Source organism: Pseudoalteromonas galatheae (assembly GCF_005886105.2).
Classification (GTDB): domain Bacteria; phylum Pseudomonadota; class Gammaproteobacteria; order Enterobacterales; family Alteromonadaceae; genus Pseudoalteromonas; species Pseudoalteromonas galatheae.
In genome coordinates, this window is record NZ_PNCO02000001.1 from 1,077,148 (window position 1) to 1,102,592 (window position 25,445).

The following is a 25,445-nucleotide window of genomic DNA, read 5'->3' on the forward strand; positions in this document are numbered from 1 at the left end:
ACTTTAGAGAGTAATAGCATGAAGATTTCACTAATAGTACCAACTTACAACAGCGCTGAGTATATTCAAGCTTGCCTTGCAAGTTTGGTGACTCAATTAGAAGATTTCGCTGAGATCATCGTAATTGATGATTGCTCAACGGATGATACTTTTGCGTTGTTATCAGCTTTTGCGAAGCGCAATCAAGCTGTACATGTGCTCCAGACTGAAACTAATAGTGGTCCGGGAGTTGCGCGTAATTTGGGTATAGAGCATGCTAAAGGGGAGTGGATTTTATTTGTTGACAGTGATGACGCATTGACTGATCTAGCGTTAAAGCAGTTGATACAATTTGTTGATTTCGAAGCTGTTAATTGTGATGTGGTGGCTTTTGACTGGCGATATAAAAAAGATAAAGTTAACAATGAGACATTTCACTTTGAAGGTCGGTTTGATAAACCTGAATTTACAAATGAAAAAGCGTTGTTGTTAGAAAAATACGTAAAATTTAGAATGGATCATTCGGCAATTTACTTGATGATCAAGCGTCAATTATTGATAGAGCATCAGGTGTCCTTTGCTGGTGGCTTCCATGAAGATATTGACTTTACCTTTTTAGTGTACTGGCATGCAAGGGAAGTAAAATTACTGGATGAAGTTATCTATTTAAAAACCCCACGACCTGGTTCAATAGTGAATTCGGTTAGCATATCTCACATCAAAGGGTTTTATCGTTCTTATGCAGTGATCCACACACTCCTCAAATCAGTTTCAAAGAACCAGAGCCTGCATACTGCTTTCTTAACCGGTGTTATTGGGTTGGTTGCTACTTGCATCCGGAAAATATTCTTAAAAGCGCCAAGTAAGGAGCTTAGAGAGCCTCTCTATGAATATACGTTTAAACAACTTAACGATTTTTCTGTGCCTATTGATAGCCTACCATTGGACAAAACCTATTACAGTTTGTTAGTAAAACACTTTCTTAATACCATGATGACGCATGAAACCGCAGCGCAGCCTCGAAGTGAAGTAATAGATGAATTCCTAGAAGAAAACGAAGGGAAAAAGTGGAGTTGTATAGACTTACATCATTCCGCGTTTCTTGCACCAAAAGAAATTCGTACTTGTTGTAAGCGTTTCTTTGTCGACAACGAAATGCGTGGCGACGTAACTATTGTTAATAGTGAGCAGCTAGAGCAATCCGAAAATCTAGTAAAAACGATAATGGATGCAAAGAAAAAGCTATTTGCAGATATCAATATGGGTGAGCCGACAGGTTGCGATGGTTGCCCTTATCTAGAGTTTAAACAGTGGGGGGCGATTGAATCTAGTAAAATTACAAAGGTATCGTATGAGCATCACTCAGTATGTAACTTGAAATGTAGCTACTGTAGCGATACTTACTACGGTGGAGAAAAGCCAGCTTACGACGTACTGGCTTTGCAAAAAGCATTATTAGATGAGCAACGGCTGAGTGAAAAAGCGCTTTGCATTTGGGGGGGAGGGGAACCTACCTCTGATAAGCATTTTTCTAAATTACTTTTGCAGACGACGGAGCGATTACCGCTATCAAGCAACCGGGTTATAACTAATGCGGTAGTGTTTAATAAAGCGATCTATGAGCTACTGCTCGCTAAGAAAGTTAGCATATTTACGAGTATAGATGCGGGGACTGAAGAAACGTTTGTCAAGATCCGAGGTAAAAACAGCTTACATAAGGTGATGGAAAACCTTGTAAAATACTCCAGTGCTAATGCCGAAGCCGTTACGGTTAAATACATATTCACGGATGGAAATAAGTTTCAAGCGGAAATTCGTGCGTTTGCCGAGCTAATTGATCGATATCAGCTGAAAGCTTGTAATTTTCAGATAAGTTTTGATTTTAAAGAAGAGCGTATTAGCAGCGATGATTTGGTGCTTATTGTGCGTCTATATAAATCATTAAAGCAGCTTGGCGCACACGTGGTTTATTTAGACGACTTGATACTCATGCGTATCGGAGAGTTAAGCGTTGATGAAGAGGCGTTGTTAGCGGATAAATTGGAGCTGGCTGGGCTGAATGATATCGTCGCGTTAGCGGACTCCAAAGTGCCTGTTGCTCTTTGGGGGGCTGGAGAAACAGCACGCTTGTTATTAGAGCATAGCAACTACTTCAAAAGAGTCGAGTTAGCTTACTTTGTTGATCCAGACCCCAATAAAATTGGAACCACGTTTATGGGTAAACCGGTTTATGCACCAGATGTGCTGACAAAAACCCACACACCGGTGTTTATCGCAGCGGTTCAGTACTATGCTCCGATATATAGAGAATTTAAGCAACTAGGCTTGCCTGACAGCCGTTTGATTAACAAGCTTATTATCTAATCTGGACAGTGGGCAAGCTGAGAAGGTCAATTGCACTTTGCGGCTACACGATGTAAAAGCACTATTATGTTCAGCACAAGGTGAACTACAAAAGATAGGTTTAACAACACCTTATACAAGGAAGGGATATCCCGGAAGTGATTTTTATTTTAGTGGTATGAAGAGCTAAACCGGAGGTAAAAGTAGTTACAAAGCTTGGCTAATTCAGAACTCAAGAGCGAACTGTCTGATGCAATTGGCTGAAAATTTATTCCCTAAAATTGATTAGGGAATAAATAAGGTCTATTGAAACGATGTTAATTCGCTATTTTTTCCCAAGTACCAGAATGTACAGATTCTTTGGCGGCTTTAAATAGGCACAAACCTGCTTTAGCTTGCTCTAGACCAAATACGTAGTCATTGCTTTTCTTTTCACCTTCCAAGTATAGGCATAGCTCGTGGTGTATATCTGCGTATAGGTTAGCGAATGCTTCGACAAACCCGGTAGGGTGGCCTGGCTTCATACGGTTATACCTAAATTGACCTGCGTATTCACATTGTCCTGCGCGGTCCAAAATTTCTCTGCGGCCGTCATTATAGTTGAGTTCAAGTTCATCTGGGTTGAGTTGATACCAAAACGCACTCCCTTTTTCACCATAAATGCGCACTTTTAAGCCATTCCTATGTCCTATTGCTGTCTTGGACATCCACATGCTGCCTTTAATATTACATGGATATTTTAATAGCATATGTACATCATCTACTAAATTTGGGTACTGTGAGTGATTCGCAAATTCTGCTATGGTTTCGTTTGGTTCAATGTCAAGCAAGTAGGTGGACAAGTGATGTAAATGAACGCCTAAATCCAAACAAATTGTTGGAACTTCGCTGTCGTGTAAGCGCCAAGTTTGAGGGCTAGAAGCTTTCCCCGCAATATCTGGAGGTCTACGAAAACCCTCTTGAGGCATCTCTAAATGAACTTTTTGTATGGTTCCCAGCTTATCGTGCTTAATCAGGTGCTTTAGCTCTCTGATCATGGCGTAACCTGAATAGTTGTAGGTTACTGCTAAAAAGTGCTTACTGGCGTTATAAGTTTTCTCGAGAGTTGCTATTTCAAGTGGGCCGCAAACTAATGATTTTTCGCAAATTACGGGTATATCTTGCTCCAACAAAGCTGTGAGAACTTCGATGTGGTGCGGGGTAGGTGTCAATACAACAAATGCATCTACGTTACTTTTCTCTTTTTTTATAAGCTCTTTCCAGCAACGATAAGTGCGTTGCTCTGATATACCCCAGCGATTTGATGTTGCAATGTTTTGTTCCATATCTCGTGAGAAAGCACCAGCAACAACGGTGAATTTGTTGTCGAGTTGAGTGGCTGCAAAGTGTACATAACCGACAGCTGAATTATTGCCACCACCGATGAACGCAAGCTTTAGTGGGGACTGGTTTGTCTTCATTTGCATTTTAATTCCTATTCGTTATGGCCACAATGCGGGGTTGGTTAACGCTAAATCATCCACACTCAAATCTGGCAAGTCACTTGAAGCTATATGAATCGCATTCTCAAAAGCTGATAGTATGTCAGTAAGCTCTCGAGCCTTATTTACTCCAACAACACAGTGATCTATCGCTTTTTGTTGTAATACATAAGCGAGGCTAATAGCTAACTTGGAGGTATTGAAGGTCTCTGCGAGTTTTGAAATCTGTTCAAGGTTGCTTATCCAAGGCTTGAAGTAAGGCGGTACTTTGTCAGATTCCATCAAAAGCAACCCCTGTAGAAATATGCTTCGAGCATGAACTTCAATTCCTCGTTGTCGGAATTGAGCTAACCACCCAGCCTGTTCAAAGTATCTATCTAATACATTGTATGGCAGTTGAACGAGATCAAGCTGATAAAGTGATAAGAGCTGTTTACAGTCAGCATTGGCATACATTGATACACCTAGCTTTGAAATTTTTTTTTCACTTTGGAGGGCTGTTAGTCTTTGCCAGATTGCTTCTACTCCAGGCTTTAGGAGATCTGCACTTTGGTGAAATAACACGCCGTATAAAGAGTCGGCGCCGAGTTCCTCAAAAGCACTTTCAATATATTGCAGGTAATGGTCTACATCCGACTTTTCGAAGTAAGCTTTGTTGAGCGGAGGAAGTTTCGTGATCAGATTGAAATCACGTTTGGCTACATGATGATCGTTTAGGACGTTATGACTATTGCCGTAACCGATAGCAGTATCAATCAAGTTGATATTATTTTTTTCAGCAATCTCTAGAATTTGAGCCACTTCCGCTGTGCCCGGTCTGCCATCAAAATTACTCACTCCATAATCTAAACCAAATTGAACGGTACCTAGTGCTAACTTCATAATAGCTCCGATAATATGGATGAGATATAAGCAATATCTTGTGTTGTCAAATTAGGGTGTAGAGGCAAAGTAATGGCACGTTGGTAGTACGCTTCCGCATTGGGAAAATCACCTTTTTTAAATCCGAGAGATTGGTAAAACGGCTGTAAATGAATCGGGATATAATGGACGTGTGCAAACACTCCCTTATCGCGTAAATGTGTGACCACGTATTTTTGGTCCAAGCCTTCAGGTAGCAGCACGATATAAAGGTGATAAGAGGAGCGACGATTAGATAGCCGAGTTAAATGGCAAAACTGTTTAGGCAAATTATCATTGTAAATCTCAGCCAACTGGTTTCGCCGAGTGACAAAATCTTCTAGGCGCGACATTTGACTTAGACCGAGAGCAGCTTGTATATCTGTCAGTCGATAATTAAAGCCTAAAGATTGCTGTTCATAATACCAAGGACCGTGACTTTGCTGGACTAATTCCTTTGGATCAGAGGTAATACCGTGGCTTCTAAATGACTTAGCTCTGTGTGCTAGTTGTCGATGCTTAGTTGTAAGCATGCCTCCTTCAGCACTTGTGATAATCTTTACTGGATGAAAGCTAAATACGCAAATATCACTGTATTTGCAGTTTCCTACAGGTTCCCCTTTGTAATTCGCACCGATAGCGTGGGAGGCATCCTCTATTACTTTAAATCCATATTTTTTCGACAGTTCAGCAATTTCATACATATCGCAAGGCTGACCTGCAAGGTGCACTGGAATGATAGCTTTGGGCAATTTATTTTCAGATCTTGATTGCTCAAGTTTTTTTGTTAAAGCTTGAATCGACATATTACCCGTTTGGGTGTCTATATCAACAAAGTCGATGCTTGCACCGCAATATAGGGCACAGTTACTACTTGCTACAAATGAGACTGGTGAAGTCCAAACGATATCATCTGGACCGATTTCTAACGCTAAGCACGCTATGTGCAAAGCTGAAGTAGCACTATTACATGCGATAGCATGTTCAACATTGCAGTGTTGCGCAACTTTTAACTCAAAATCTTGAACTTTAGGGCCTTGGGTTAGCCAGTCTGACTTTAGAACTTCAATGACAGCATCTATATCATCTTGATTAATATCTTGTCTGCCATATGGGATCATTTAATTGCCTCAATGTTAAATGCCAATATTTCTTCAACAGACATATAATCAGGGTTATCGAGAGAGTTAAATTCGAAGTTAGTACTAACAGGGTGGCCTTTTTCGCCAATTGCGTTGATCGTAAAGTCGTTACTTCGACTACTAAACTTTATACCCGGAGCGATAACGAAATGATCGTCATATTCAAAAGTATCAAAGCATAAGTCTGCAGGACACATTACTTCGTGAAGTTTTTCGCCTGGACGTATACCAATAATTTTCTGTGGTAAGTTGGGGGCCATTGCGGTCGCCAAATCCGTAATCTTTATGGAAGGTATCTTTGGAACGAAGATTTCACCACCTAGCATCCGTTCAAAATTCTTCAGTACAAAGTCAACCCCTTGCTGCAAGCTTATCCAAAAACGGGTCATTTCAGGGTGTGTGATAGGAATGTGATCTTTACCTTCATCAATGAACTTTTGAAAGACAGGAACTACAGAGCCTCTGGAGCAGACAACATTGCCATAACGGACAACGGAAAAAAGAGTTTTATGTCCACCTGCAATATTATTCGCAGCGACGAAAAGTTTATCTGATGCGAGTTTCGTAGCACCGTATAAATTAATTGGATTAGCAGCTTTATCTGTAGAAAGTGCGATTACTTTTTCTACATCATTATCTAAAGCGGCTTCAATCACATTTTCAGCCCCATTAATATTGGTTTTAATACACTCCATAGGATTATATTCAGCAGCAGGAACTTGTTTCAACGCAGCGGCATGAATGACGTAGTTGACGCCCTGCATTGCTCTTCGTAGCCTATCTTTATCTCGTACATCGCCGATAAAGTATCGCATGCAGCGTTGATTAAACTCTTGTTGCATCTCAAACTGTTTCAACTCATCTCGAGAAAAGATAATGATTTTTTTAGGCTTGTATCTCTCGAGCAAAGTTTTTACATATTTTTTGCCAAAAGAGCCTGTGCCGCCGGTTATTAAAATGGTTTTATTATCAAACATAGGGTGTCCACCTACAGGTGCAATCAAAACTTTACAGTATCGAGTATCGAAACTGCTCTAGATATCTCACCGATACAATAAATTAGCTTCTACTCAATACTTTATATCACTTCTATGCGTTTTGCAGTATTTATGCCAGTCATTGCAGGAAATTTAACGGCTATGGTGACTTTTTGCTCACAATAGCGTAGATTAAACCTAATGATAGTGAATGGGGGTATATATGAAAATCCAATCACAAAGTACTGCTTTTTTTAATCGCACGGAGCAGACTGCTAATAAACTCAATCAACAGCTGGCTTCTGGTAAGAAGGTTAATTCTGCTGCGGACGATGCGGCGGCTTTGCAGATCATTAATCGTTTGACGTCTCAACAAGATGGCTATAGTCAATCTATTCGTAACGCATATGATGGTATCTCGTATTCGCAAACTGCTGACTCGGCATTATCGGGTGTGAATGATGCGGTTTCCCGAATTAGAGAATTATCGATTCAATCCGGTAATGGGGCGTTGACAGATAGTGATCGTCAGGCATTGCAAGAGGAAGTATCGCAGTTGCAAACGCAAATCAGCGAAACGTTTGAAAATACTACATTTGGCGGCGCACAAATTTTTGACGGTGAGTCTCGTAGTTTTCAGGTAGGCCCCGATGCTAACACGACCCAGTCGCTTCAGCAGACTGATGGTGGCTTTGCCAGTGCAATATTGAGTGTAGACATATCGACGCAAGCGGGCGCACAAGCTGCCATTGATACGGCAGACACAGTCTCTGAGGATTTAAACAGCCAACGTGCTGAGCTTGGCGCATTTGAAAATGCGGTATCTAGTGCAATTCGCTCTGCAAGTAACCAACGTGAGAACATTGCGGCGAGCCAAAGTCGAATTCAAGACACAGATTACGCGCAAGCGGTGAGCGAGCAAGTTGCCAACGATATTTTGTCGCAAGCGTCAATTGCTTTGCGTGGTCAAGCTAACCAGTCTGCATCATCGGTACTAGGTTTATTATAAATTAATACCAAAGTATTGATATAGAACAGCTCTAGTGGCGATTTTTTGGCGTTAATGTCAAAAAGTTGCCACTTAGGTATTGCATCCCCCTTAATCTCTCTTACAATCTAACTATTGAAAAAATTTTAAGTAGATTGGTTCTCAAGCAATGGTCTTGATCTTAGATAACAACAACAAAAGAGCGATCGGATTAGGTGCGGCACTTAGTTTTGTCGGTCAAGCAAATGAAGTGCTGGCTGAAGAGTGTTATGAAGCCAAGATCCTTGATAACAACCAAGAACCAATTTTTGTGTTAGGCGCTTTGCAAAGCTTAACACACGAGACGTTAATAAAATCTCATCCCGCCGTCCCGTTTCTGTTAATAGGTGAAACACTCAGGCCGCTACTTGCATTACCGAATGTGATAGGACTCATCACAGAACCCTTCGGACAAGAAGTGACAATGCAATTGCTACATGACTGCCAGCAATACTTACGTATGCTACCAAACAAAGAAAACAAGCTGCAAAATAAGAGTTTTGATGGTTTAGTTGGGGAAACCGAAGCGGTTAAAAACGTTCGCTTCTTGATTTCTCAAGTGGCTAAAACCGACGCCAATGTCCTTATTTTGGGTGAATCGGGAACTGGTAAGGAAGTGGTTGCACGTAACGTGCACTTATTGTCTAAACGTGCTCAAGGACCATTTGTGCCTGTTAACTGTGGTGCTATCCCTGGTGAGCTGTTAGAAAGCGAGCTTTTTGGTCATGAAAAAGGCGCGTTTACTGGCGCGATTTCAGCCAGAAAAGGGCGCTTTGAACTGGCGCAAGGAGGGACGCTTTTTCTCGATGAAATCGGTGATATGCCACTGCAAATGCAGGTGAAATTGTTACGAGTTTTGCAAGAACGTACCTATGAACGAGTAGGGGGCACAAAGCCTATTCAGGCGGATGTTCGTGTGATTGCGGCGACTCACCGTAATCTTGAAACCATGATTGAAGACGGCAAGTTTCGCGAAGACTTATTTTATAGACTCAATGTATTCCCGATTGAAAACCCCTCCCTAAACGAGCGCGCGGAAGATATTGCGCTACTGCTAAAAGAGTTAACACGTAGAGTAAATGAACAAACGGGCAATTCGGTTAAGTTTACTGACAGAGCCGTAGATAGCTTAAAGTCGCACGCTTGGCCTGGGAATATTCGAGAGCTTGCAAACCTTGTGGAACGAATGGTGATTATGTTCCCGGACAAGGTTGTCGATGTGACGGATTTACCACAAAAATACCGCTACATAGAAGTCGAAGCGTTTGAGCCTGAGTATCCAGAAGAACTATTAGAAAAAGATGCGTTTAATGAACTATTTAGCGATGGCTTTAGTGACGACGAAGAGGACATGGTAGCGGAAGATTTTGCGCCGCAAGCATCGAATGTTGGCATACTGCCAGATGAAGGGATAGAGTTAAAAGAATATTTGGCAGAGCTTGAAATTGATTTGATCACTCAAGCTTTAGAGCGCTACGATTATGTGGTTGCAAGAGCTGCAGAAATATTGGGTGTTCGCCGTACAACATTAGTTGAGAAGATGAAAAAGTATAATCTCAACCGTGATTGATAGTTCATCGATTACTACCTAATCAACTCAGCAAGGCCGCTTAACATGCGGCCTTGTGTTTTATTGTTTAAAGTCTAGTAAAATCAAAGTCTTGATAACTGGCAATAATGGTTTGTTTGCAAAAACAGTTATCGGCATGGTCGTTAACCATGCCGCATGCTTGCATATGTGCATACACGGTCGTTGAGCCTAAAAACTTAAATCCACGTTTTTTTAAGTCTTTGGCAAATTTGTCGCTGAGTTCACTGGTGGCAACGGCATCGTGTTTGTCACGCATGGGGTTGATAACAGGCTTGTAATTAACAAATTGCCACTGGTATCTTGCAAAGCTGCCAAACTCTTGCTGAATTTCAATAAATCGCTTAGCGTTATTTATTGTTGCTGCGATTTTTGCGCGGTTTCTGATAATTCCGTCAAATGCTAATAACCGTTCCACATCTTGCTCTGTCATCTGGCTCACTTTGTGTACATCAAAATTGTGGAATGCTTTTCTATAGCCTTCACGTTTTTTCAAGATGGTATACCAGCTTAGGCCAGCTTGCGCAGATTCCAATGTAATAAACTCAAACAAACTCTGGTCGTCCAGTACGGGCCTTCCCCATTCCTTATCATGATATTCAACATAATCAGGTTTACTTTCGTCCACCCAGCCGCATCGTATTGTCATTGTTGGCTCTCTTCTATCTAATTATGAATGTGAATAAGCTAAATGATTTACTACGCCAACTACTCATTACGGCATCACATTTGGCTTGCAAAAACTCTAGCATAGTGCTGTATATAAAAACAGTGTCAATAAATTGATATTGTTTAGTGTTGTGTAACTATATGTTTTAAATGAAATATAAAGTTGGATCGTTTTTTGCTTTTATCCATTGAGTTTATTTTTAAGAGAGCGGAAAAATGGCATTAGCACATGTTATTAATCCACAATTTGTACCAACGACGAATCGCTACAATCCCTGTTTGCTGCAAGAAGCCTATGTCGGTGAATTAAGCGACCTTAGGCAGCAGGCGAGTTGGTTAAGTCACCTTGTTGATACTATGCCTGCAGGTGTCGTGGTACTCGATGGTCAAGGTATGATTGCCAAGGCAAATCAAATCGCGATGGATATGTTGGGTGAACCACTCGAAGGCGAAAAGTGGTTTAGTATTATTCAGCGTTCATTTCGACCACAGCAGGACGACGGTCATGAAGTCTCTCTTAAAGATGGCAGAAGAATTAAGCTAGATATTACCGCGCTAACACCAGAACCTGGCCAGCTCATTTTGATGACAGATCTCACCGAGACGCGCAGGCTTCAAAGTCGTGTTGCGCATATGCAAAGATTGAGTGCATTGGGAAAAATGGTCGCTTCACTGGCCCACCAAGTGCGTACGCCGTTATCGGCTGCGATGTTATATGGTGCAAACCTAGGTGCAGCTAACCTTCCTTCGGCTTCTCGAGAAAAGTTTCATGACAAGTTGATGTCTCGCCTAAAAGACTTAGAAAGCCAAGTTAATGACATGCTGTTGTTCGCTAAAAGTGGTGAACAACAAGTCGTTGAGCGAGTGTCAATGCAACAGTTATTGAGTGAAGTCAAAGCGGGTGCTGACGCTATGGTTGAGCTTAACCAAGCAAAGCTGGAAGCATTTTTACCCGAGCCAGATATTGAAATATTAGGTAATCGTACTGCGCTTGCAAGTGCGATCCAAAACCTGATCCACAACAGTATTCAAATTATTGGCAGTGCGGCACACATTGAACTTAATGCAGAGCGCGAGCCGTGTGGCGAGTATGTACGTATCTCAGTTGTTGATAATGGGCCTGGCATTGATGAAACCTTAGTAGACAAGTTGTTTGAACCATTTTTTACAACTAAGTCGCAGGGGACTGGGCTAGGACTTGCGGTGGTTAATTCGGTTGCTAACGCGCATAAAGGGTTTGCGCAGGCAGACAATGTTGAAGGTAAGGGTGCGCGTTTTAGCTTGGTACTACCACTAATTGAGGCGGAGGAACTATGAGTAACAGAGTTTTAGTTGTTGAAGATGATGCTGGTTTAAGAGAAGCACTCATTGATACATTGCAGCTTTCAAATATTGAGTGCGTAGAAGCAAGTTGTGCGGAACAAGCCGTTTTATTGCTAAAGCAGGAAACCTTTTCTTTGGTGGTGAGTGACGTGCAAATGGGTGCCATGAGTGGACTTGACTTATTAAAGACTATTAAACTCAACTATCCAGAATTACCAGTATTGATGATGACAGCATACGCAACCATTGATGATGCGGTTGAAGCGATGAGATTGGGCGCTATCGACTATATGGCCAAGCCATTTGCACCTGAAGTGTTGCTCAATATGGTTGGTCGTTATTTACCTGAGAAGGAAAAAGAGACTGACGGCCCCATTGTTGCCGATCCAAAGAGTATTAAACTACTTGAACTGGCTGCAAAAGTAGCTAAGTCGGATGCCAGCGTTATGGTACTTGGGCCAAGCGGTTCAGGTAAAGAAGTGTTGGCTCGCTATATTCACGATAAATCAGATAGAGCAGACGAGCCTTTTATCGCAATTAACTGCGCTGCAATTCCAGAGAATATGCTTGAAGCAACCTTATTTGGCTACGAAAAAGGGGCGTTTACAGGTGCCATTCAAGCGTGTCCTGGAAAATTTGAGCAAGCGCAAAAGGGAACCATTTTGCTTGATGAGATCACTGAGATGGATTTGGGCTTACAAGCAAAACTACTTCGTGTGCTACAAGAGCGTGAGGTAGAGCGTCTAGGCAGCAGAAAAACCATTTCACTGGATGTCAGAGTGTTGGCAACCAGTAACCGCGATTTAAAAGAAGCGGTGGATGATGGGGTATTTAGAGAAGATTTATATTACCGTCTCAATGTTTTCCCGCTAGAGTGGCTGCCATTGAAAGACAGAGCGGGTGATATCGCTGTGTTAGCTGAGCATTTGTTGGTAAGACATACGCAAAAAGCAGGCAAGTCAACACCTATACTAAGCAGCGGTGCAAAGCGCAAGCTCAGTTCGCACACTTGGCCAGGAAACGTACGGGAGCTAGACAACGTTATTCAACGCGCCCTAATTTTGTTCCAAGGTAATGAAATTCAAGAAGATGATATTTTTATCGAAAATTTCTCACCGATGGCTTTGGTTGAGTCATCTCCAACTGTAAACCATGAGGCATCAGTTTTAATGGAGCGCTCGCAAAGTGATGATGAGATCATTAGCTATAAAGATGAGTTACAGGATAAAGAGCACCAAATTATTTTAGATACGCTGGCAAAGTTTAATGGTAAACGTAAAGAGGTAGCGGAGGTATTGGGCATGAGCCCTCGCACACTTCGCTATAAGCTGGCGAAAATGCGAGATTTAGGGATTGCGCTACCCGCTTAACCTAAATTACCTGAGCTTAAAAGGAATGAGTTAACTCATTCCTTATCCAAACCTCAAGTTAAATTTTATCTGTTAATTCAAGTTTAATAAGGTGCCTATAAAGATCAGCAGATCTTAGGCTCCTAATTTTCACTTCTATGTACTGCCAATTTTTCGACATGCAAAAAACAATGTAACATACTGAAAAATAAAGGTTTTAAGTTGGCACGTTTTCTGCTTTATTAATGGTAACTAAGAGTTATTTTGAGTAAAGCATCATGAAAGTACAATCATCAGCGCTATTTCAAGAAATGCAGGCTATGGCTGCAGAAGCGACGAGAAACACACAGCCATCAGTGCAGCCAGTAAAGACGGCAGCATCTTCGTCGGCTCAGTTTGGCGATTTACTCTCAGACGCACTTAATACAGTTCATGGCTTACAACAAGAAGCAAAACAAAAAGTCACCGCAGTTGAAATGGGTGACAGAAGCGTTTCTCTTGCAGAAGCCATGATAGCGAAACAAAAATCGTCGGTCGCTTTTGAGGCTACAGTGCAAGTTCGTAATAAACTTGTTGAGGCCTATAAAGAAATCATGAGCATGCCAGTTTAATTGAGTGACTGTGGAGAGTAATCGTGGCTACTAATCAATCAACAGATCTTACGCTTTCCGACGCAGCGCTGAATAATGACAGCGGTTCGGATGAGCAACAAGAGCAAAAATCAGGCTACTTCAGTGCGCTAAGCGGTGTTGATATGTTGCGCCAGGTTACTCTGGTTATTGCCCTTGCTATTTGTTTAGCAATCGCAATCTTTATTATCATTTGGGCGCGCCAACCAGATATGCGCCCACTTGGTAAATACCCAACAGAAGAACTCGTCGAAACGTTAGACTTTTTAGATCAACAGAAAATTGAATACCAACTCGATGGTAATACCATTTTAGTTGCTGAGTCGGACTATCAGGACATCAAACTACGGATGGCGCGTGACGGTTTTACCCAATCTCCGAGTTCTGGCACTGATATTCTGATGCAGGATATGGGTTTTGGTGTTAGCCAACGTCTTGAAAGAGAGCGCTTAAAGCATAGTCGTGAGCAACAACTTGCGAGAACAATTGAAGAGTTACAAGACGTAAACCGTGCAAAAGTGTTACTCGCAATCCCAAAAGAAAACGTCTTTGCACGTCGTGAGAAAAAGCCTTCGGCAACCGTAGTTATTACCCTTAAACGTGGTAAAACGCTTGGCGGCGAAGAGGTCGATTCAATCGTAGACATTGTGGCATCAGCGGTACAGGGCTTAGAGCCTTCACGCGTGACAGTGACTGATCAAAACGGTCGTCTACTCAACTCAGGTTCTCAAGACTCTTTGGCTGCGCGCTCGAGAAAAGAGTATGAAATTGAACGTAAACGTGAACAAGAGTATCTAGAGAAAATTGATAGCATACTGATCCCAACAGTGGGCCTTGGTAACTTTACCGCGCAGGTTGACTTAACGATGGACTTCAGCGCAGTTGAAGAAACACAAAAACGTTATAACCCTGATTTACCTGCGGTTCGCAGCGAAACAACGTATGAAGAAAATAATATTGGTGGCTTAGCTGTGGGCATTCCTGGAGCGCTGACTAATCAACCTCCTGTAAACTCAAATATCCCAGAGATTGCTGGGCAAGGCGGCAATGGTCAAAGTGCAACACCAAGCAGTAATCAAAAAGAAGCAACCCGTAACTATGAATTAGATACTACTATCAGCCATAAGCGGCAGCAAACAGGTGTTATTCGCCGGATCAGCGTGAGTGTAGCCGTTGACTATCTCGCCAAGCCTGATGCTGAAGGTAACATGGCAATGGCTCCGCGTACGCAAGAAGAGTTAAACAACATTCGTCGTTTGCTACAAGGTGGTGTGGGCTTTGATATGCAGCGAGGTGATGCATTAGAAGTGGTAACGGTACCATTTGTGCGTGAAGATCTCACCGAAATACAAGAGATACCACTTTGGGAGCAGGACTGGTTCCAAAAGACCATCCGTCTTGTTGCAGGTACCTTAGTGATCATTGTGCTAATCTTAGCGGTAGTAAGACCTATGCTTAAACGTCTAATTTACCCAGATGACACGCTTGAAGATTTTGATGAAGATGCGTTGACCAGTGGTGTAGATTTAGGCGACAGTACACTAGATATGCTAAATAACGATTTCGATGAGTCTGCGGTTGGCTTCTCTTCTGACGGTAGATTACAATTGCCAGACTTACATGGCGACGAGGACTTACTTAAAGCAGTACGTGCCTTAGTTGCTAACGAACCAGAACTCTCATCACAAGTTGTGAAAGCGTGGTTGACAGAAGATGACTGATCAAGAACAAAAACAATTGCCCGCAGCCTTTGACGTTGACAAGCTAGACGGCGTCGACAAGGCTGCCATCTTACTGCTCAGTTTAACTGAAGAAGATGCGGCTCAGATTTTAAAACACCTAGAGCCTAAGCAAGTGCAAAAGGTTGGTATGGCGATGGCCTCCATGGACGACCTATCCCAGGCTAAAATTGCAGCTGTACACAATTTGTTTATTGAGCAGATTCAAAGCTTTAGTACGATTGGTTTCCAATCTGAAGACTTTATTAAGAAAGCACTAACCGCAGCGCTTGGTGAAGACAAAGCTGCGAGCCTTATTGATCAAATCGTTATGGGTTCTGGTGCAAAAGGCTTGGACTCGTTGAAATGGATGGATTCAAAGCAAGTTGCCAATATTATTCGTAACGAGCACCCACAGATCCAAACGATTGTATTGTCTTATCTTGAGCCAGAGCAATCCGCCGAGATTTTGTCACAATTTCCTGAGAAAGTGCGCTTAGACTTAACGATGCGTATTGCAAACTTAGAAGAAGTACAACCGGCGGCACTACAAGAACTAAACGAGATAATGGAGAAACAGTTTGCAGGTCAAGCTGGCGCACAAGCTGCGAAAATGGGTGGCTTAAAAGCTGCAGCGGATATCATGAACTACTTAGACACCAATGTCGAAGGGCAGTTGATGGACTCAATTCGAGAGCACGATGAAGAAATGTCGCAGCAAATTCAAGATCTCATGTTCGTGTTTGAGAACTTAATGGATGTTGAAGATCGAGGCATTCAGGCAATTCTGCGTGAAGTGCAACAAGACGTACTAATGAAAGCAATAAAAGGCGCTGACGAATCCTTAAAAGATAAGATCATGAAAAATATGTCCAAGCGGGCAGCTGAGATGATGCAAGACGACCTTGAGGCTATGCCACCTGTGCGGATAAGTGAAGTGGAAGCTGCACAAAAAGAAATTCTGGCAACGGCTAGACGTTTGGCTGATTCGGGTGAAATTATGCTTGGCGGCGGCGGTGGTGAGGAGTTCCTATAAGCCATGGTCGATAAAAAGTTGTATAAAGGCCGCCCGGTGAGCACTGAAGCTTTAGATGAGTTACTAGAAAATTGGCCCATTCCGGATGTTACCGATAAGCCCGAGAAATACCGTGGCCGTTCTACAGCCTTCGGCACGCCGTTGGAAGAGTTATATACTAAGAGAGAGGTAAGCGCTGAACCAGAGCCACAAGAGCCTGAGTTTCCAACGCTTACGCTTGAAGAGTTAGAGCAGATCCGTCAAGACGCCTATGACGAAGGGATCAAACAAGGCCATGAGCAGGGCTACATTGAAGGCTTTGATAAGGGCGTCTCTGAAGGTAAGGAAGCAGGTTATAAAGAAGGCCTTGAAATAGGAAAAGAAAAGGGCCTTGAAGAAGCCCAACCCCTTATTGAAGAGAGGATGAAAGCTCTATCGAGTATTTTAGATGGCATGCAAACACCGCTTAAAAAAGTAGATGATGAGTGTGAGAAGCAGCTTATTTTACTCGTCAATTTATTGGCAGAGCAAGTTATTTTTAAAGAGCTCAAGACAACGCCCGAACTTATTTTAAACGCGTTGAAAAAAGCGATGGATGCGTTGCCTGTCAAAGAGCAAACAGTACGCATCCATCTTCACCCCGAAGATTTAGCCTTAGTGCAAGCCATGTACGGCGAAGAACATATACAATCTCAGCATTGGCAGTTACTTCCGGAACCTACCTTAGACAGAGGTGGGTGTGAGGTGAAAACGCCGCAGTCATCTATTGATATGACGCTTAAAAACCGCATTAGTGAAGTATTGGAATCATTTTTGCAAGACAGTGGTATAAACCATTAATACTGCACTGCTATCCAGATAAGCTAAGCTATCAAACTAGGATAGCGATGCCTTCCTAAGGTAATTGCGAAAATGTCGACATCTGCAGCTATGAGTGAGCGCATCAATAAGTATCATAAATTTATCAAACCATACGGGGTTGCGGTCGCAGGCAGCCTCACCCGTGTGGTTGGCCTCACTCTTGAAGCTAGGGGCCTTAGTGCACCCGTCGGTAGCCAATGTAAAATCGAGACGTTGGGCGGCTTTATTGATGCAGAAGTCATCGGTTTCAATCAAGAAACGCTTTACCTCATGCCAAATGATCATATCACTGGTGTTCTTCCTGGAGCGCGCGTGATCCCAAAAGTAAAAGATGCAGGATTACCTGTTGGGATGGGTTTACTTGGCCGTGTAGTTGATGGACTTGGTAGACCACTAGATGGTCTTGGTGCCATTGATGCTGAGAAACACCTAAAATTTGCCGCAGCGCAAATCAACCCACTTGCAAGACGTCCAATCGACTCACCAATGGATGTAGGTGTGCGTGCGATAAATTCGATCGTGACAGTGGGTCAAGGTCAACGGATGGGTCTATTTGCAGGGAGTGGTGTGGGTAAATCGGTACTGCTTGGCATGATGACACGAGGCAGTGAAGCGGATGTTATCGTCGTAGGCTTGGTCGGCGAACGTGGTCGTGAGGTGAAAGAATTTATCGACGAGATTTTGGGCGTCGAGGGTAGGCGTCGCTCCGTTGTGGTTGCTGCTCCTGCCGATGCCTCACCGTTGATGCGCTTAAAAGGCTGTGAAAGTGCAGTGACCATTGCGGAGTATTTTCGAGACCAAGGATTAAATGTACTGTTGTTACTGGATTCAGTGACGCGTTATGCCATGGCGCAGCGTGAGATTGCGCTTGCGGTAGGCGAGCCGCCAGCTACAAAAGGGTATCCGCCTTCCGTGTTTGCAAAGCTCCCAGCTCTGGTTGAGCGTGCAGGTAATGGCGGTGAAGGGCAAGGCTCAATTACCGCATTCTTTACGGTATTGAGTGAAGGTGATGATATGCAAGACCCTATTGCCGATGCTGCCCGGGCTATTTTGGATGGTCATATTGTATTATCACGAGAGCTTGCTGATAGTGGTCATTATCCAGCGATAGATATTGAAAAGTCCATCAGTCGAGTCATGCCTCAAGTGGTATCAGAGGCACACATGCAGCAAGCCAGAGTGCTCAAGCAAGTCTATTCAATGTACCAGCAGAATAAAGACATGATCACCTTAGGTGCTTATCAACGTGGCAGTGACCAGATGTTAGATCAGGCGATAAATATGATGCCTGCAGTGAATAACTTCCTTCAGCAAGGCATGAAAGACGTGATCAATTACGATGAGTGTTTACAAGGCCTCGCTAAGCTACTAGGACAAGCATAATGGCAAATAACAAACTGACTTTATTGCTTAAGCTAGAAAAAGACAAAGAAGATAACCTTCGAGCGAATTTTGTTCAAGCGCAGCAGCACTTAGCAACAAACCAACAACGGCTATCGGGGCTAAACGATTTCCGTCTTGAATACAGCATGCAGCTTCATAGTAAAGCACAACTTGGTCTGTCTAGTGGCGGTTTCAATCAATACCATAACTTTATTAATAAGATTGAGCAGGCTATTGATCAGCAAGCAAAAACGGTCAACACAGCCAAGCAGGTGGTTGAACAACGCCGCAAGCTATGGCTAGCACAGCAGGCTAAAACGAAGGCAATTGAAAAGCTTATCGAGAAGCAAGCCCTCGCAAAGCAAACTCGCCTTGCCAAAGCAGAACAAAAGATGCTCGATGAGTTTGCAACGAATCAGTTTGTACGAAGAGAGCGTGCTTGGTAAGTTGGCTCGAAATATGCTTCTTAATAATTAGCGTTTTATTATTTAAGTAGTCCACTCGTAAAAGTCACTAATATTCATAGTGTTGGTTTTTAACGGTGTATTGCAACGGCAGGACATTGCCACTTTATGAGGTAGCTCTAAGATGAATCTAATGCTTGCATCCATGCTGCAACGAGGCAGTAACGAGGTTGATATTAAAGAAAAATCCCAAGAGACGGACGCCGAGGGTTCTGAAGGTGGCTCTGGGTTTAGTGCTTTAATGGTTGAGTTAGCCGAGCAAGAGAGTGTAAGCAAGCAGGTAAAAGAGTCTGCAGATCCTGTAACCTCAGATCTGGATGCGTCAATAGATAGCGAGGTAGCATCAGATGATGCTCCGCAGTCAGATAGTAAAGCACAAGCCTCTTCTTCTAAGCAGCAAGGCGAAGTACCCACTACTACCGTAAGCTACACTGAAAAAGGTCAGGTAGTTGTGGACAAACCGCTTCCTGACTCACCAGACAATGATTTATATGCTCAGATCAACGCTGCAAAACAGCAAAGCACTTCATTAAGCCAAAACCCAACAGCAATTGCGCAATCAGTCAAAGAGGCATTGGGCAAAGCTTCTTCGGCTGATGAAGAGGTTGAAGCGAGCGATAATGCATCATCTCAAGAGCAGCTACAAGACGAAGCAAGTCCACTCACTCGAGGGGAAAAAGGTCAAGCTGAAAACGCCAGCACTAAAACAAGTACTTTGCTACAACAAACTGCTGCTTTGGATAGTAAAGACGCAGACGGTGAGATTGCCAAACCTTCCTTAAGGGAGAACAGCGCAGAAGCCGAAGAGCAAACGTTACAGCCTAAGCTGCAAAAGGATACTAGTACTCAAGCTATGGTTAGCAATTCAAACGAAAGACGGGAGCCAGATACTGATAAGTCAGTAGGATCTCAAGTTGAAGGTGAATCTAAAACAGTGCAATATAAAACGCCTATAACCGCGGAGAAGTTGGAGTCTGCTCAACCTGTTTCTTCATCTGAAACTAAGCAATCAGAGCAAAAGCAAATCATCTCTGAGGCTAGTGCACAAACTACGAAAGACAACAATTCAGTAGGTACAAAAAGCACTACTGATGTGCAAACCATTGTAGAAAAGTTGACCACGCAGCAACAGCAAGAATTAAAAGCTGTGATGGCTGGTAAGCTTGATATTTATGATGCATCGCCAGCTGTACAAAAAGCCGTAACTCAGTTAATTGGTAAGGGTATTGATCTCGCAAATGTACAGCCGTTTAAAGCATTTGTGTCATCCTCTGTCGTAACACAAACCCCAACAAACATGCCGCAAGAAGCTGCTACAGATGTTAAAAATACTACCCAAGCGTCTTTTAATGTAAATGCCACGCAAGAAAAGTCTAACAATAGTGAGCAGCAGGCTGTGGTAGTTAAAGAGGGTGAGCGTGCTGAAAAAAATATAGCAGTAAATAAATTGGCTAGCGATGAAAAGTTAGCAGCAGAAAAGCAAAATTCAGAAAAACAGGGCTCGGAAAAACAAATAAGTGAAAAGTTAATTGATAAAGAGAATAGTAAGCTGATGCAAGCGGAAGCAAGCATCGCGAAAGAGGCTGGTAAAAATGAGCGTCAACCGGCCAATGTTGCAACATCGACACCTACTCCTGTTAAGCCTGAAGTCGGCAATACAAGTGCACCGCAAGACACGAACTCACTAAACCAAACGCTAAAAGAAGTTCAGCAAATTCAGCAATCTCAGCCTGCAAACCAAAGTACAGCGCAGACAAAACAAACAACAGATGCTAATCTTCAACAGGCAATTAATATTGCGCGTCAAGATGCTGCAAAAGAATTGCATCAACGAGTTGGAATGATGCTAAACCTTAACAATAAAGAAGCTGAAATTCGACTAGATCCACCTGAACTTGGCGCAATGCAAATTCGGATAAAATCCGATGCAGAGCAGGCCCAGGTGAATATTGTGGTGCAAAATCAGCAAGCTAAAGAATTGTTAGAGCAATCTATGCCGAGGTTAAGAGAAATGTTGGCTGAGCAGGGAATTGAACTTGGCGATAGCCATATATCGCACCAGCAAGGTGGAAATACTGACTCCGAGTCACAAACTGCTGGTGGCAATGCGAGTGGGCAGCAAACTTTAAGTGATGAACAGGGGGTTTCTGATACCCCACAACCATCGCAAAAGAGAAATACCGATTCTGCAATAGATTACTATGCCTAACACCTGCTATTATTGTAGTTAATAAAGATCATAAGGGCTTGCTATGGCTGAAGAAACCGACTTAGAAATAGAAGAAACGGGTGGCTCTAAGAAAAAGCTAATCATTATTATTGCCGCTGCGGTGTTGGTATTAGGTGGTGTTGCGGGGTTTTTCTTGTTTTCGGGCTCAGATGCGCCGGAAGAAACCCTAGCAGAAGAAACGACTGCAAGTGAAGTGAAAGCTGAGCAAGGTAGTGCTGCTGAGATGGGGAGTGCACTGTATGTTGCTATGCCTCGCCCCTTTGTTTTCAATGTACCTGGCGCAAGTCGTGATAGAATTGTGCAGATTAAAGTACAGCTGCTGGTCCGTGGCGACGTGAATGAAGAAGTAGCAAAGAAGCACATTCCCTTAATTGAAGGTACGCTACTTGGTGTGTTTTCAACGACTACTGCTGACGAGTTAAGCACGAGTGCTGGTAAAGAAACATTGCGACTAACAGCACTCGATAAAGTCCAAGCGGCAATGGAAGAGGTTGAAGGTAGTAAAGTAATCGAGCGTGTGTTGTTTACTGGCTTTGTAATGCAATAAGGTAGTATTTGTGAGCGATTTATTATCCCAAGACGAAATTGATGCGCTACTCCATGGTGTAGATGAAGTCGAAGAAGACGAAATCGGCGATGGTGATGACGGTGACGGTGCTGGTGCCTTACAATACGATTTTTCGTCTCAAGATAGGATTGTGCGTGGGCGGATGCCGACGCTTGAAATCGTTAATGAACGATTTGCTCGGCATATGCGGATAAGCCTTTTCAATATGATGCGCCGCACTGCTGAGGTATCCATCAACGGCGTACAGATGCTTAAGTTTGGCGAGTATATTCATACTTTGTTTGTTCCTACCAGTTTGAATATGGTGCGCTTTAGACCTTTAAAAGGTACTGGTCTTATAACCATGGAAGCCCGGTTGGTTTTTATCCTCGTAGACAACTTTTTTGGTGGAGATGGTCGCTATCACGCTAAGATTGAGGGGCGGGAGTTTACGCCAACGGAACGCCGTATCGTACAGATGTTACTGAAAATCATCTTTGAAGATTACAAAGAAGCTTGGGCGCCGGTGATGGATGTATCTTTTGAATACCTCGACTCCGAGGTTAACCCCGCTATGGCTAATATTGTATCGCCAACAGAAGTGGTGGTGATTAGCTCTTTTCATATTGAGCTAGATGGTGGCGGAGGTGATTTCCATATTTCGTTACCTTATTCGATGTTGGAACCTATCCGAGAGCTACTTGATGCTGGTGTGCAATCAGATACGGAAGATACAGATCTGCGTTGGAGTAAGGCGCTTCGCGATGAAATTATGGATGTGGAAGTCGAGATTTCTTCTCAACTATTAGAGGTGGACCTATCGCTTGAGCAAATAATGAAGCTTCAAGCAGGTGATGTTATTCCAGTGGAAATGCCTGAGCATGTCACCGTTTTCGTAGAAGAATTACCAACCTTTAGAGCTAAAATGGGCCGTTCTCGCGATAATGTAGCTTTACAGATCAGTGAAAAAATTAAACGTCCAGAATCAGTGAAATCTGAGCTGCATGTGTTTACCAAAGGTGGTAAAAAGCTCGATTCGGATGCTGAGCTGGCAGAATTAGAAGAAGATCTACACCTTTCCGAAGGTGTGGATTTAGATTGGTAGTCGCGAGGTTGAAAAAGCCATATCGCGAAACTAATTATGGAAAACAAATTAACTTAATCAGGTAGTAATCCAATGAGCGATGATCAAGATACTATGGACGAATGGGCAGCAGCACTAGCTGAAGCCGAGGGTGCCGAAGGTGACAGTGAGCCAGCAGTTGCAGAGTTAGATGAACTCAAAGATTCAGCGCCTGCATTATCGTCAGATGAAAAACGTAAACTAGATACAATTTTAGACATCCCGGTGACTATTTCTATGGAAGTAGGCCGTTCTAAAATTAATATTCGTAACTTATTGCAGCTAAATCAAGGCTCTGTCGTTGAGCTTGACCGTGTAGCCGGTGAACCGTTAGATGTGCTGGTTAATGGCACACTGATAGCGCACGGTGAAGTGGTAGTAGTAAACGATAAGTTTGGTATTCGCTTAACAGACGTTATTAGTCAGGTTGAGCGTATTAAAAAGCTACGTTAATGCGTTGGGGTTGGCATATAGCTGTGTACGGTATTGCTGTTCATGCAAGCACTGCCACTGCAACAATTTCAGAGGCAGTTTCAAAACCTTCTGTGGGGGCTGGTAGCTCGGGGTTGAGTGCCGAGTTACTGTCCATGGGATTGTCTTTGATGTTGGTTATCCTACTCATTTTGGGTTTAGCGTTCGTTTTAAAGCGCTTAAACCCTAACATAGTAAACCAAAAAGACTTTAAAGTTATCCGTAGTATATCGCTCGGTACGAAAGAACGTTTACTGGTAATAGAGTTGGATGATAAACAGCATTTACTCGGCGTAACACCTAATAATATCAACTACCTATATCAGTTAGAAACACCACTAGATGATGTTGGCAGAACGCCATTTGCAAATGAGTTACAAAAGTTTTTAGCGGGCAAAGGGAAAGTTGCCAATAACCATAATAAGAAAAATCATGATTAGATTACTGATACTCTGTTTATTACTGTTTTCTGGGGTAGCTTCTGCGGAAGGGATAGAAGCAATAAACGTAACAACAAACCCTGATGGTTCTCAAGAGTACTCAGTAACACTCCAAGTGCTCGCCATTATGACAGCGCTGAGTTTCATTCCTGCAGCTGTTATCATGATGACTTCGTTTACACGCATTATTGTTGTGTTGGCAATTTTAAGGCAAGCAATTGGCCTTCAGCAGTCTCCGTCAAATCAGATCTTACTCGGCCTAACGCTATTTCTAACATTATTTATTATGGCGCCTATCTTTTCACAAATAAATGCTCAGGCGGTACAGCCGTATATAAAGGAAGAGATCACTTCAATACAGGCACTTGAGCGCGCTAAAGAACCTATGAAAGCTTTCATGCTGTCACAAACTCGGATTAAGGATCTTGAAACCTTTGCCAAAATAGCAGGATATGACAAGCTTGATAGCCCTGAAGACACGCCATTTATCGTGATTATACCGGCATTCGTTACATCGGAGCTGCAAACTGCTTTTATTATTGGCTTTATGTTCTTTATTCCATTTTTGATAGTTGACTTAGTTGTCGCCAGTGTCTTGATGGCAATGGGTATGATGATGTTATCCCCAATGATAGTGTCCTTACCGTTTAAGATCATGCTCTTTGTGCTTGTCGATGGCTGGAGTCTTGTAATGGGAACGCTCGCAAGAAGCTTTGGACTGGGGGTGTGATGTGGAACCAGAAGTCTTTGTCGATATCTTAAGCGATGCGTTGTTCTTAGTTATTAAATTGGTGTCTGCGATAGTTGTCCCAGGGCTTTTAATTGGCTTAGTTGTTGCTGTGTTTCAAGCTGCGACGTCAATTAACGAACAAACATTAAGCTTTTTACCTCGCCTAATTATCACTATTTTTGCGTTGATCGTTGGTGGCCATTGGCTTACTCAGGAGCTCATGGACTATTTTACCTCCTTGATAATGCGTATTCCTGAAATTGCAGGCTAACCATGGAGTTCACCTTTGCGGTAATCATGCAATGGCTGAGTGATTTCTTACTGCCATTGGTGAGAATAAGTTCAATGATCATGGTAATGGCTGGTCTTGGGGCTCAGAGCGTCCCTGCTAGAATTAAGTTTGCGCTTGCTGTTGTTGTGACCTTTGCCGTAGTGCCTGTTTTGCCCAAATCAGAGTTTACTGATTTGTTCTCCTTTTCGATGATTTTAGTTGTTATTCAGGAGCTTATTACAGGGGTTGCTATTGGCTTTGGTTCATTGCTACTGCTGAATACTTTTATTATTGCCGGGCAAATACTTGCGATGCAAACAGGTCTTGGCTTTGCCTCGGTTGTAGATCCTGCAAACGGATTAAGTGTACCTGCTGTTGGTCAATTTTATTTGATTTTGGCGACATTACTGTTTTTTGTTTATAACGGTCATCTAATGATGATACAAATGGTGGTGTATAGTTTTGAGAGCTTTCCCATCGCCGGTAACTGGTGGGCGGTGGACAACTTCTGGCGAATAGTTAATTGGGGGGGGTGGATGTTCTCTACGGCTCTTGCCCTTGCATTGGCTCCGCTAACTGCAATGTTGATTATCAATATTTCATTTGGGATCATGACTCGAGCCGCGCCTCAGATGAACATTTTCTCTGTTGGGTTTGCATTTACCTTAGTTGCAGGGCTTACCATTATTTGGGCGACGCTAGGAAATTTCTTAGCACAGTTTGAGTTTCAATGGCTTAAAATGATAGAGCTGATGTGCGACCTAATTGGGTGCACGGTATAGGAG

General features: G+C 42.9%; 24 protein-coding genes. 19 read left to right on the forward strand and 5 right to left on the reverse strand.

Translation table 11 applies throughout. The features are described 5' to 3' along the window. Positions 1-18 precede the first annotated feature (18 nt). The gene (locus CWC29_RS04700; RefSeq protein WP_138521937.1) at positions 19-2,343 is read left to right on the forward strand and encodes a glycosyltransferase; all 2,325 of its coding nucleotides are present in this window, start codon (positions 19-21) and stop codon (positions 2,341-2,343) included. Between the two features lie 296 nt (positions 2,344-2,639). Here CWC29_RS04700 and CWC29_RS04705 read toward each other — a convergent pair whose 3' ends face one another. Genes CWC29_RS04705 through pseB form a run of 4 tightly spaced genes read right to left on the reverse strand, consistent with a single transcriptional unit; the run spans position 2,640 to position 6,822 of the window. Continuing rightward, positions 2,640-3,788, reverse strand: coding sequence for a Gfo/Idh/MocA family protein (locus tag CWC29_RS04705; protein WP_235956524.1), 1,149 nt, complete (start codon positions 3,786-3,788; stop codon positions 2,640-2,642). Between the two features lie 15 nt (positions 3,789-3,803). After that, complete coding sequence (locus CWC29_RS04710) at positions 3,804-4,685, reverse strand: aldo/keto reductase (protein WP_138521939.1); 882 nt, start codon at positions 4,683-4,685, stop codon at positions 3,804-3,806. After that, entirely contained in the window at positions 4,682-5,824 is a 1,143-nt protein-coding gene (pseC, locus tag CWC29_RS04715) for a UDP-4-amino-4,6-dideoxy-N-acetyl-beta-L-altrosamine transaminase (RefSeq protein ID WP_138521941.1), read from the reverse strand. The genes CWC29_RS04710 and pseC overlap by 4 nt, the downstream gene beginning before the upstream one ends. Then, positions 5,821-6,822, reverse strand: a complete 1,002-nt coding sequence (gene pseB / locus CWC29_RS04720; protein WP_039492537.1) for a UDP-N-acetylglucosamine 4,6-dehydratase (inverting) — start codon at positions 6,820-6,822, stop codon at positions 5,821-5,823. The genes pseC and pseB overlap by 4 nt, the downstream gene beginning before the upstream one ends. A gap of 223 nt (positions 6,823-7,045) precedes the next feature. Here pseB and CWC29_RS04725 point away from each other — a divergent pair, with 223 nt between their 5' ends. Then, on the forward strand, positions 7,046-7,831 hold the full coding sequence (locus CWC29_RS04725; protein WP_138521943.1) for a flagellin N-terminal helical domain-containing protein: 786 nt from the start codon (positions 7,046-7,048) through the stop codon (positions 7,829-7,831). A 148-nt stretch (positions 7,832-7,979) separates the two neighbouring features. Then, positions 7,980-9,419, forward strand: coding sequence for a sigma-54 dependent transcriptional regulator (locus CWC29_RS04730; protein ID WP_138521945.1), 1,440 nt, complete (start codon positions 7,980-7,982; stop codon positions 9,417-9,419). A gap of 67 nt (positions 9,420-9,486) precedes the next feature. Here CWC29_RS04730 and CWC29_RS04735 read toward each other — a convergent pair whose 3' ends face one another. Then, a complete protein-coding gene (locus tag CWC29_RS04735) occupies positions 9,487-10,086 on the reverse strand; it encodes a DNA-3-methyladenine glycosylase I (RefSeq protein WP_138521947.1) in 600 nt (199 codons plus the stop codon). A gap of 236 nt (positions 10,087-10,322) precedes the next feature. On the opposite strand from CWC29_RS04735, the gene CWC29_RS04740 reads away from it, so the two are divergent. The 16 genes from CWC29_RS04740 to fliR all read left to right on the forward strand — a co-directional run bounded on the left by CWC29_RS04740 (position 10,323) and on the right by fliR (position 25,442). Then, positions 10,323-11,423 carry a sensor histidine kinase gene (locus CWC29_RS04740; protein ID WP_138521949.1) on the forward strand — a complete coding sequence of 367 codons (1,101 nt, stop codon included), beginning with the start codon at positions 10,323-10,325 and terminating at the stop codon, positions 11,421-11,423. Further along, positions 11,420-12,799, forward strand: coding sequence for a sigma-54-dependent transcriptional regulator (locus CWC29_RS04745; protein ID WP_128727881.1), 1,380 nt, complete (start codon positions 11,420-11,422; stop codon positions 12,797-12,799). Before CWC29_RS04740 ends, CWC29_RS04745 begins: the two co-directional genes overlap by 4 nt. A gap of 257 nt (positions 12,800-13,056) precedes the next feature. Then, positions 13,057-13,389: a flagellar hook-basal body complex protein FliE gene (fliE, locus tag CWC29_RS04750; RefSeq protein WP_010369155.1), complete on the forward strand. Its 333-nt coding sequence runs from the start codon at positions 13,057-13,059 to the stop codon at positions 13,387-13,389. A 20-nt stretch (positions 13,390-13,409) separates the two neighbouring features. After that, positions 13,410-15,128 carry a flagellar basal-body MS-ring/collar protein FliF gene (gene fliF, locus CWC29_RS04755; RefSeq protein ID WP_138521951.1) on the forward strand — a complete coding sequence of 573 codons (1,719 nt, stop codon included), beginning with the start codon at positions 13,410-13,412 and terminating at the stop codon, positions 15,126-15,128. Then, positions 15,121-16,161, forward strand: a complete 1,041-nt coding sequence (fliG, locus tag CWC29_RS04760) for a flagellar motor switch protein FliG (RefSeq protein WP_128727878.1) — start codon at positions 15,121-15,123, stop codon at positions 16,159-16,161. The genes fliF and fliG overlap by 8 nt, the downstream gene beginning before the upstream one ends. Before the next feature lie 3 nt (positions 16,162-16,164). Then, positions 16,165-16,980, forward strand: a complete 816-nt coding sequence (gene fliH, locus CWC29_RS04765; protein ID WP_128727877.1) for a flagellar assembly protein FliH — start codon at positions 16,165-16,167, stop codon at positions 16,978-16,980. Between the two features lie 72 nt (positions 16,981-17,052). Continuing rightward, positions 17,053-18,384 carry a flagellar protein export ATPase FliI gene (fliI, locus tag CWC29_RS04770; RefSeq protein WP_128727876.1) on the forward strand — a complete coding sequence of 444 codons (1,332 nt, stop codon included), beginning with the start codon at positions 17,053-17,055 and terminating at the stop codon, positions 18,382-18,384. Further along, positions 18,384-18,830 (forward strand): flagellar export protein FliJ, encoded by a 447-nt coding sequence (gene fliJ, locus CWC29_RS04775; RefSeq protein ID WP_138521953.1) that lies wholly within the window; start codon positions 18,384-18,386, stop codon positions 18,828-18,830. The genes fliI and fliJ overlap by 1 nt, the downstream gene beginning before the upstream one ends. 142 nt (positions 18,831-18,972) lie before the next feature. After that, a complete protein-coding gene (locus CWC29_RS04780; protein ID WP_138521955.1) occupies positions 18,973-21,057 on the forward strand; it encodes a flagellar hook-length control protein FliK in 2,085 nt (694 codons plus the stop codon). Positions 21,058-21,100: 43 nt separating this feature from the next. Continuing rightward, a complete protein-coding gene (gene fliL / locus CWC29_RS04785) occupies positions 21,101-21,625 on the forward strand; it encodes a flagellar basal body-associated protein FliL (protein ID WP_128727874.1) in 525 nt (174 codons plus the stop codon). Positions 21,626-21,635: 10 nt separating this feature from the next. After that, on the forward strand, positions 21,636-22,730 hold the full coding sequence (fliM, locus tag CWC29_RS04790) for a flagellar motor switch protein FliM (protein ID WP_128727873.1): 1,095 nt from the start codon (positions 21,636-21,638) through the stop codon (positions 22,728-22,730). A 72-nt stretch (positions 22,731-22,802) separates the two neighbouring features. Then, positions 22,803-23,201: a flagellar motor switch protein FliN gene (gene fliN / locus CWC29_RS04795; RefSeq protein WP_128727872.1), complete on the forward strand. Its 399-nt coding sequence runs from the start codon at positions 22,803-22,805 to the stop codon at positions 23,199-23,201. Further along, positions 23,201-23,659, forward strand: a complete 459-nt coding sequence (gene fliO / locus CWC29_RS04800; RefSeq protein ID WP_128727871.1) for a flagellar biosynthetic protein FliO — start codon at positions 23,201-23,203, stop codon at positions 23,657-23,659. Before fliN ends, fliO begins: the two co-directional genes overlap by 1 nt. Then, positions 23,652-24,389 (forward strand): flagellar type III secretion system pore protein FliP, encoded by a 738-nt coding sequence (gene fliP / locus CWC29_RS04805; RefSeq protein ID WP_138521957.1) that lies wholly within the window; start codon positions 23,652-23,654, stop codon positions 24,387-24,389. The genes fliO and fliP overlap by 8 nt, the downstream gene beginning before the upstream one ends. Before the next feature lies 1 nt (position 24,390). Then, the gene (gene fliQ / locus CWC29_RS04810; protein WP_128727869.1) at positions 24,391-24,660 is read left to right on the forward strand and encodes a flagellar biosynthesis protein FliQ; all 270 of its coding nucleotides are present in this window, start codon (positions 24,391-24,393) and stop codon (positions 24,658-24,660) included. Positions 24,661-24,662: 2 nt separating this feature from the next. Beyond that, positions 24,663-25,442, forward strand: a complete 780-nt coding sequence (gene fliR, locus CWC29_RS04815; protein ID WP_128727868.1) for a flagellar biosynthetic protein FliR — start codon at positions 24,663-24,665, stop codon at positions 25,440-25,442. Positions 25,443-25,445: the final 3 nt, after the last annotated feature.